At 58.4% G+C, this 8063-nt stretch carries 8 protein-coding genes and 1 pseudogene; 3 read left to right on the top strand and 6 right to left on the bottom strand.

Annotation, left to right across the window (positions count from 1 at the left end):
- Window positions 1–179: 179 nt before the first annotated feature.
- The gene (locus ACR0J4_RS22970; RefSeq protein ID WP_170644452.1) at window positions 180–1166 is read left to right on the top strand and encodes a helix-turn-helix domain-containing protein; all 987 of its coding nucleotides are present in this window, start codon (window positions 180–182) and stop codon (window positions 1164–1166) included.
- A 487-nt stretch (window positions 1167–1653) separates the two neighbouring features.
- On the opposite strand, the gene pqqE is transcribed toward ACR0J4_RS22970, so the two are convergent.
- The 5 genes from pqqE to pqqA are packed head-to-tail and all read right to left on the bottom strand — an operon-like array spanning window position 1654 to window position 4760.
- Window positions 1654–2733, bottom strand: a complete 1080-nt coding sequence (gene pqqE / locus ACR0J4_RS22965; RefSeq protein ID WP_170747446.1) for a pyrroloquinoline quinone biosynthesis protein PqqE — start codon at window positions 2731–2733, stop codon at window positions 1654–1656.
- Window positions 2730–3017 (bottom strand): pyrroloquinoline quinone biosynthesis peptide chaperone PqqD, encoded by a 288-nt coding sequence (gene pqqD, locus ACR0J4_RS22960; protein ID WP_170556706.1) that lies wholly within the window; start codon window positions 3015–3017, stop codon window positions 2730–2732. Before pqqD ends, pqqE begins: the two co-directional genes overlap by 4 nt.
- Window positions 3014–3742 (bottom strand): pyrroloquinoline-quinone synthase PqqC, encoded by a 729-nt coding sequence (gene pqqC, locus ACR0J4_RS22955; protein ID WP_170644457.1) that lies wholly within the window; start codon window positions 3740–3742, stop codon window positions 3014–3016. Before pqqC ends, pqqD begins: the two co-directional genes overlap by 4 nt.
- The gene (gene pqqB / locus ACR0J4_RS22950) at window positions 3739–4626 is read right to left on the bottom strand and encodes a pyrroloquinoline quinone biosynthesis protein PqqB (RefSeq protein WP_170556708.1); all 888 of its coding nucleotides are present in this window, start codon (window positions 4624–4626) and stop codon (window positions 3739–3741) included. The genes pqqC and pqqB overlap by 4 nt, the downstream gene beginning before the upstream one ends.
- A 26-nt stretch (window positions 4627–4652) precedes the next feature.
- Complete coding sequence (gene pqqA / locus ACR0J4_RS22945) at window positions 4653–4760, bottom strand: pyrroloquinoline quinone precursor peptide PqqA (RefSeq protein ID WP_152460716.1); 108 nt, start codon at window positions 4758–4760, stop codon at window positions 4653–4655.
- A 199-nt stretch (window positions 4761–4959) separates the two neighbouring features.
- On the opposite strand from pqqA, the gene ACR0J4_RS22940 reads away from it, so the two are divergent.
- Together ACR0J4_RS22940 and ACR0J4_RS22935 are read left to right on the top strand one after the other, a co-directional pair.
- Window positions 4960–7023, top strand: coding sequence for a 4Fe-4S binding protein (locus ACR0J4_RS22940; protein WP_170644459.1), 2064 nt, complete (start codon window positions 4960–4962; stop codon window positions 7021–7023).
- On the top strand, window positions 7020–7910 hold the full coding sequence (locus ACR0J4_RS22935) for an FAD:protein FMN transferase (protein WP_170644461.1): 891 nt from the start codon (window positions 7020–7022) through the stop codon (window positions 7908–7910). The genes ACR0J4_RS22940 and ACR0J4_RS22935 overlap by 4 nt, the downstream gene beginning before the upstream one ends.
- Window positions 7911–7960: 50 nt before the next feature.
- On the opposite strand, the pseudogene ACR0J4_RS22930 reads toward ACR0J4_RS22935, so the two are convergent.
- Window positions 7961–8063 (bottom strand): annotated as a pseudogene (locus tag ACR0J4_RS22930) (FAD binding domain-containing protein); the annotation flags it as partial.

Raw genomic sequence — 8063 nt, 5'->3', positions numbered from 1 at the left:
CGTCAACCGCGTCGACAACGCATACGGTGACCGAAACCTCGTCTGCACATGCCCTCCAATGGAAGCTTACGAAGAAGCCGCCGAATAAAACCACAAACCCCCGCCGAAAAATCGGCGGGGGTCATCGAAGGGAACAATGTTTCTCTCACCTGACCCAATCAAACCAATTGGTGGTTCTGATGAAGCATTATGTCATACAAAATTGTCACGCAGGTGCAGCTCAAATCGCCAACGTGGCAAAAGAACGCCCTCATCACATCGAAGTCATTCTGCGCTGCCAAGAGGATAGGGCATCAGCAGAATTGGTCGTGGAGTTTTTCCATGCGTTGAACAAATTGATCGCTAAAAAAGCCTATGTGGTGACAGCAAGTGTTCTTGCTACCGACAAAGTTGGTGGACCACTTGATTGGGCTGGGCGGACTGCGGTTTTCTGGGGCGATTTGGAAAGTGCATGGTGCCCGGCAGGAGACCAAAAGCTTTGGGTTTCGCAAGTGATGAATCTGTCACCCAGAGTGATTTTGGTCGGCGCCGCCGTGATGTTGCTGGCACAGATGGCAGGCTCGGAACCAAGGGCGGCTGCAGTGCATGCCACTTTTGAAGCGGCTGCTTTTGAACAGGGAATTGTCAGCTGCGGGGCATCAACTTGCCTGGCGACAGATGGTCGATTGCACAGCGCCAATACCCGCATCAGTGCTCTGGGATTACTTTCGGAGCTCGTTTCGGATGATCACGGTCAACATATTGCTGATGCGCTACGCAGATATGTCGGATTGAGCGAGCCCGGTAAGAAAACCGAGAGTCAAATTGCCAATCGGCTCATCGGCGAAGCCAAAGGGGACGAGGTTGTCATTCATACGCTGGCGACCATGCTGACGCATATCGAAGACCCGTTGAGCATTTCAGAACTTGCCGCGACAGTCGGTACATCTGTCCGGCAGCTTCAGAGAAGATATCTTGGCAAAACGAATGCGAAGCTTCTGGACACTTACAAAGAGTTGCGTTTGGAGAGGGTTGGGATCTTGCTCAAATACACGGACATGCCCTTTGCAGAAGTTGCCGCCGCGACTGGGTTTTCGTCTCGTTCCGCTATGTCCCGAAGCTTCTTCAAACATTTCAAATCTACTCCCGAAGAAAGCAGGAAGCGGCGGTATCTTGGGTGTGAATAGAACAAGAGCTCTCAATTCAGCGTGCTGTTTCTGGATGCGCAAAAGCACCTAATAGCGAACGGTCTGGCGTTCAAAAACGAGGGCGTGGACGCCTGATTGGCTGCGCCTATCGTAGCGCGGAGATCAATTAGCACGATATCTGTGATAGCCAAGGGCGTCCGGTAAACCTTTTTTACTGCTGGGCACGCTAGCGACTAAATCGGCATGCGGGCCTTGCTTAGCAGCGTGTCAGATGTTGACTGGCTGATTGGAGACCGTGGCTAAGACGCTGACCGGCATCTGAGATGCGTCGAAAGAAAAAGGGATGCAGGCCTGTTTCGTAGGTCGAGGGCGACGCAAGCAGGCTGTCAAATACGACAAAGGTCACTACAAAGGGCGTAACTGGATCGAAATCATGCACTGCAGATCCAAGGATTTGCGGCGTGCCGCAATCCGCTACAACAGATGTCCGAAGATATTTCTGCCCGCCATAGAGCTTGGTTGGGGGTCACGCTTTGCGATAGATGAAGTCTCTTTCAGGATTGGCTGACATGGCGTCCAAAACGTCTTTGACCCGGCTATTCAGCGGTGACTTTTTGCAAACGGGATCGGTGGCTTCGGCATCCTGCGCAAAGGCCATCGCCTGACAACGACAGCCTCCGAAATCGATCTCTTTCCTCTCGCAGCTTTGGCAGGGTTCGGGCAACCAGTCGGTTCCCCGATAAGCATTGAAGGAACTGCTGTGGTGCCAGATGTCCAACAAGGGTTTGTCGCGCACCGACTCGAATTCCAGATGGGAGATCGTCTGCGCCGCATGGCAGGGCAGGACGGTGCCGTTGGGCGTGATATTCAGGCCTGTGGATCCCCAGCCGCCCATACAGGCCTTGGGAAAGTCCGAGTAGTAATCAGGCGGCACGAAGTCGATGGCCAGAACGCCCCGCAAATCCTTGCTGGCGCGGGCAACGGTGTCTTTCACGGCCTGGGTCTGCTCAAGCGTCGGCAGTAGCGCGGCGCGGTTTGGCAGGGCCCAGCCGTGGAATTGCACACAGGCGACCTCGAGCCTTCGGGCACCCAGTTCGACGGCCATTTCGATTGTGCGATCCAGATCATCAAGATTGTGGCGGTGCATGACCGCGTTCAGGGTCAGCGGGATACCCCTGTTACCGATCTCTTTGGCGATGACCATCTTTCGGTCAAAGCCGCCGCGATAGCCGCCAATGCGATCGGCCAAAGCCACATTCGTGCCCTGCAAGGACAGTTGGATGTGGTCCAGCCCTGCAGCCTCGAGCCGGTCCAGCCGTTTGGGGGTCAGCCCGATGCCGGAGGTGATCAGGTTGGTGTAAAGCCCGATACGTGCGGCCTGCGCGGTCAGGTCCTCGAGATCGCGGCGCGAGGCGGGCTCACCCCCTGACAGGTGCAATTGCAGGACGCCCATGTCGAAGGCCTGTTGGAACACATCCACCCAGGTCTGGGTGTCCAGTTCCGTTTCCTTGCGCTCAAGCTCCACAGGGTTGCTGCAATAGGGGCAGCTGAGCGGGCAGCGGTGGGTGAGTTCGGCCAAGAGCGCGATGGGGGCTGGGGCGGTCATGTCTGCACCAACACGTAAAGGCGGCTGCGCAGAGCCTGCAGGAAGCGTTGAACATCGGTTTCGACCTGATCGGCAGGGGCGCCGTAGGTGGTGGCAAGATCGGTGACAATCTGGCTAAACGCAGTCTTACCATCGACTCTTGACAGGATGGCGACACCGATGTCGTCCAATTCGATCACCTTTTCCGGGGCTTGCAGGACCATGCGGTCGCGCACCGCGTCACGCTGAACCCGCACGCCGCGCGGCAGATAGGGGCGGTCAGACTGGTGCAGCTCAAGCGTCATAGCAGGCCTTCCCCCGGTTTCCACGCACCGGGCGGGATCAGGCCCGGTTCCACATATCCCGACCAGAGCGCATCCAGCTGCGCCCACAACACGTTGGTTTTGAAGATCAGCGCCTCGCAGGCCATATCTTCTTTTTCCTCTGTGTCCGCATTGTCCAAAACCCAGTTCAGGCCGAATGCCACGTCCTTAGGGGCTTGGGTCAGACGTTTTTGGAAATAGGAGAGGCTGTCGGAATTGGCGAAGTCATAGTGCTGCAACAGGCCCTCAATCCGCTGTTCGTGGATTTTGGGGGCAAACAGCTCGGTCAGAGAAGACGCGACCGCCTGCAGCAGGGGCTTTTCACGCACGTAATGCACATAGGCGTCGACGGCGAATTGGGTTGCGGGCAGGATACCGCGGCCCGAGGCGACATAGTCGGGGTCCAGCCCTACGGCCTCGGTCAGTTTCAACCAGCGCCGGATGCCGCCGCCCTCGGTCCCGCCGCCATCGTGGTCTTCGATGCGAGATCGCCACTCGCGCCGGATATCGGGGTCAGTGCAGCGTGACATGAAGGCGGCATCCTTCATCGGGATCGCCGCCTGATAGGCCCAGCGATTGATCACCCAGGCGCGTACCTGATCGGGGGTGCATTCCCCGCTGTGCAGCCGGTGATGAAACGGGTGCTTATCGTGGTAACGCTCCGCCCCGATCTGACGCAAGCGGGCCTCTAGGGTTTCGCGGCTCATATCGTGATCTCCTGCCCGTCATAGGCGATGGTCCAGCCTGCGGCTTCCACAAAGGCGCGTTCCGGGCTGTCGGGTTGCAGAACAGGGTTGGTGTTGTTGATGTGGATGAAGGTTTTCGCCGCGCGGATGTCTTGCAGTCGGGCGATTGACCCCTCGGGCCCGCTGATCGAGATATGCCCCATCCGCTGTCCGGTTTTCACGCCGGTTCCGGTGAGGATCATCTCATCATCATCCCAAAGCGTGCCGTCAAAGAACAGCTGATCGGCATCCGCAATTCGGGCCAACAGGTCATCGGTCACCTGCGCGCAACCGGGGATGTAGTAGGCGGTCTTGTCGGCGGTGGTCAGCCGGACGCCCACGGTCTGTTCACCCAATAGATCGGTCTGGACGCTGTCGCCCTCCATGAACAGAGGGACCTTGCCAGGCACCGCAAAGAGCTGCGCCCGCAGCCCCACTTGAAGGGTGAATTCATCGCCCAGAGCAATCTTACGGCGGTCGACCTTCTCTCGGTTGACCGCGTCGAAAATCCGGTTCTGGCACAGCACGTCCAGAATATCGCCCGTGGCAAACAGGATGAACGGGGTCTGTTCACGCAGGCTGAGCAACCCGGCGATATGGTCGATATCCCCGTTGGTCAGCAGGACCGAGGCCACAGGCGAGTCGCGCAGTGCGCGGGGGTGCATTTTGGGGCTGTCCAGCATTTGCTGGCGAATATCGGGCGAGGCGTTCAGGATGCTCCAATTCAGACCATCTAGGGACACCGCCAACGAGGATTGGCCGGAGGGCGGGATCTTGCCCTTACGGGCGTCCTCGCAATTCCGGCAACCGCAATTCCATTGTGGCAAACCGCCACCTGCAGAAGCCCCAAGAACCAGAAAATGCACTTCGGGCCTCCGCTGCGTTTACGTGATCAGAACAGGTCGGGCTCGTACTCGCGGCCTTCGTCCTCGGACGGAGAATACATGTTGATCTCCATACCGCAGTTCACCTCTTTCAGCTTCGGTGTGCTCCAAGTCATAGTGTCCTCCCGATGAATGACTGGCGTTGTTAAAAACCTACTACCGGCGCGATTTTCGGAAAATGCTTCTTTGGTCGTAGGGATGGGGTGTAGTGTTGAGGGTCGGGTCGGCTGCGTCAACCGCCTTGGGGTCGTAGAGGCGGGACTTAGGACTTTCGTCGAATGTCATGGGCGCAGGGGGAAATATAGTCTCACGCTCATGCGCGCGATCCTGCTTCTTGTGTTTTTGCTTTTCAGCGGCCTGTCGGTTCAGGCAGAGCCTCTGCCGCGTGAGCAGATCGAAACCTATGTCCGCGCCCCTTTCTCGCTGGGAGATGCGCTGAACGATGACGGGGTCTACAGCCTGCTGAACTCGGGCGGCAGTGAGGCCGGATATGTGTTTGAATCCGAACCGTTGGCCCCCTTGCCGGGGTTTTCGGGCGCGCCGATCAACATGCTGGTGGTTCTGGACCTTGAGGGGCGTTTTCTGGACGTCCAACTGATCGAACACAATGAGCCGATCTTTGTCTCGGGTCTGGGTGAGGCCCCGTTTCACAAATTCTTTGAACAATATGGCGGGCTGTCGATTTCGGATTCGATTGTGGTGGGAACGCCCTATGGCGATGCCGCAGCGGGTTCACAGCTTGTTTATCTGGATGGCGTCACCAAGGCGACGGCCAGTGTGCGCATTGCCCACGAATCCGTCATGGGGGCCGCTCTGGCGGTGGCCCGCGAAAAGATGCAGGGGCTGGCCACCGCACCGCCCGCCTTTCCCGACCCCGAGTATCAGGAGGACCTGACTTGGCAGGATCTTGTCGATCAGGGCATCGCCACGCGCAAGACCTACACCAACGCGCAGGTCGACGCCTTGTTCGCGGGCACCTTGTGGGCGGATGACGACCCCAAGGCGCAGGATTACCCGGATGAGCCTTACTTGGATATCTGGGTCGTTGATCTGGGCCCAACTTCCATCGCCCGCGCTGCGCTGGCCGAGGACAGTTTCGACGACCTCCAGAGCTTTCTGGAAATCTCGGACAATGATGAACCGATCCTGGTGATCGAAACCGCGCGCCACGGGTTGGTCAGCGAAGATTTCGTGCGCAATACCGCGCCAGACTGGCTGTCAGCAGAACAGGACGGTTTTCCGGTCGCCCTGCGCGATGCCGATCTGTTCGTCGAGCTGGCTGATGGTTTGCCCGATGGCACCGCTATGATCCTGCGCACAGACCGCAGGTTGGGCTTCGACCCCTCGCGCGATTGGGTTCTGAAGGTGCTGGCCGTGCGCGAACACGGCATGTTCCAGCCCGAAACAGGCTCGGTCACGCTTGAGGTGCCGCATGTCACGCCCGAGCGGTTCTTTAACCGTCCGGTTCAGATAACGCCGGTCCCGCCATGGCTGGAGGCGCTCCGCAACCGTCAGACTGATATGATCGTTCTGGGGATTTTCCTGACAGGTCTCGTCGCCGCGCTCAGCTTTCGTATGAATTTACTAGCGGCCCAACCTTTGTTCACGCCACTCCGCTTGGGCGTGCTGGCCGTTGTCATCGGCTTTGTCGGATGGTGGGGGCAAGGGCAGTTGTCCATCGTCACCGTCCTTGGAACGCTTAGAGCAGCAGTCGAGGGCGGCAGTTTCGCATTCCTTCTGTATGACCCGTTTTCCTTGCTGATCTGGGCGGTGTCCATCGCCGGTTTCATCGCATGGGGCCGAGGGCTGTTCTGCGGCTGGCTCTGCCCCTTTGGCGCGTTGCAAGAGTTCGCGCATCACCTCGGCAAAGCCCTCCACCTGCCGCAAATTGAGCCGTCCGAGGCCTGGGACAGACGTCTGAAATGGTTGAAATACGTGATCCTTGCGAGTCTTGTGGGCGTTGTGTTCGCCGCCCCCGATCAGGTGGACAAAGCCGCCGAGGTCGAGCCGTTCAAAACCGCGGTCACCACCTTCTTTGTGCGGGAATGGTATTACGTGGCCTATGCGGCGGGATGGCTGTTCCTTGGAATGGTGCTGTTCAAGGGATTTTGCCGCTATGTCTGTCCGCTTGGCGCCTTCATGGCGATTGGAGGGCTGTTGCGCGGGCGCGATTGGATCGACCGACGCGCGGAATGCGGCTCTCCGTGTCAACTGTGCAAGGTCAAATGCAAATACGGGGCCATCGCAAAGAGTGGACACATCCAATATGATGAGTGCTTTCAATGTCTTGACTGTGTGACGATCCATGACGACAAGACGAAATGCGTACCTCTGATTGTCGCTGCCCGACGCCAAGCCAGAGAGGTCGCCGCCGAATGATAAACCGTCGCCGCTTCCTTGCCATCTCCGCTGCTGCGCTGGCCACTCCGGCTGTGGCCCAGCCCACAAAATGGCACGGCTATGCCCTAGGTGCCGAGGTCAGCCTAACCTTTGACGCCCCTCCGGATGTTGCCAAACCCGCCATCGCCCGCATCCGAGCCGAGCTTGAACGCTTTGAGGCATTGTTCAGCCTCTACCGTCCCGAATCCGATTTGTCTCGGCTGAACCGCTCCGGTTTTCTCAATGCCCCCGCTCCCGAAATGCTAACGCTTCTGCAGGCCTGCGATCGCGCCTACCGGCAGACCGACGGGCGCTTTGACCCAACCGTTCAACCCGTGTGGCAGGCAGCGGCGCAGAATGGAGACCTCGGTGCCGCGCGCAAAGCCATTGGGTGGGACCGGGTTCGGATTTCGCCCGATCATATTGCGCTGGATCCCGGCCAGGCGCTGACGCTGAATGGTATTGCACAGGGCTACGCCACAGATTTGGTCACAGAGGTGCTGCGTCAGGCGGGTTGGGACAATGTACTCGTCAACATCGGAGAGTACTACGCCGCTGGGCGCAACTGGACCCTTGGCGTCTCCGACCCTCAACACGGGATCGTTCAGACCCGGACGCTCAAAGATCAAGCGATTGCCACCTCCAGCCCAGCTGCGTTGCGACTGGGTGGTGGTCAATTTCACGTCCTGAATCCAAAAACCATGCAACCTCCCCAATGGTCGACGGTCAGCGTTCAGGCTGCAGACGCGACATCGGCAGATGCATTGTCAACGGCGCTTTGCCATGCAGATGAGGGTGAAATTCAAACTATCCTGGGTCGAACAACCGCGAACACCACTGTAATTTGTGTTCACCAGAATGGTTCCGTCCGGACCTTGCATTCATAACAAAAGCCCCGGGGTTTTGCCCGGGGCTTTAGGTTTTATCGCCTCTGCGATTACGCGCAGTTTTGGACGGCGCGTTTAGTCATCACTCCCACCAAATGCGCGCGGTAGTCTTTGCTGCCATGCATGTCGGCGATCATGTTCATCGGGTTGACG

The sequence above is a fragment of the Ruegeria sp. B10 genome, from assembly GCF_056539825.1.
Note: the sequence above shows the minus strand (reverse complement) of the source record. Positions and strands in the feature narration are given on the sequence as shown.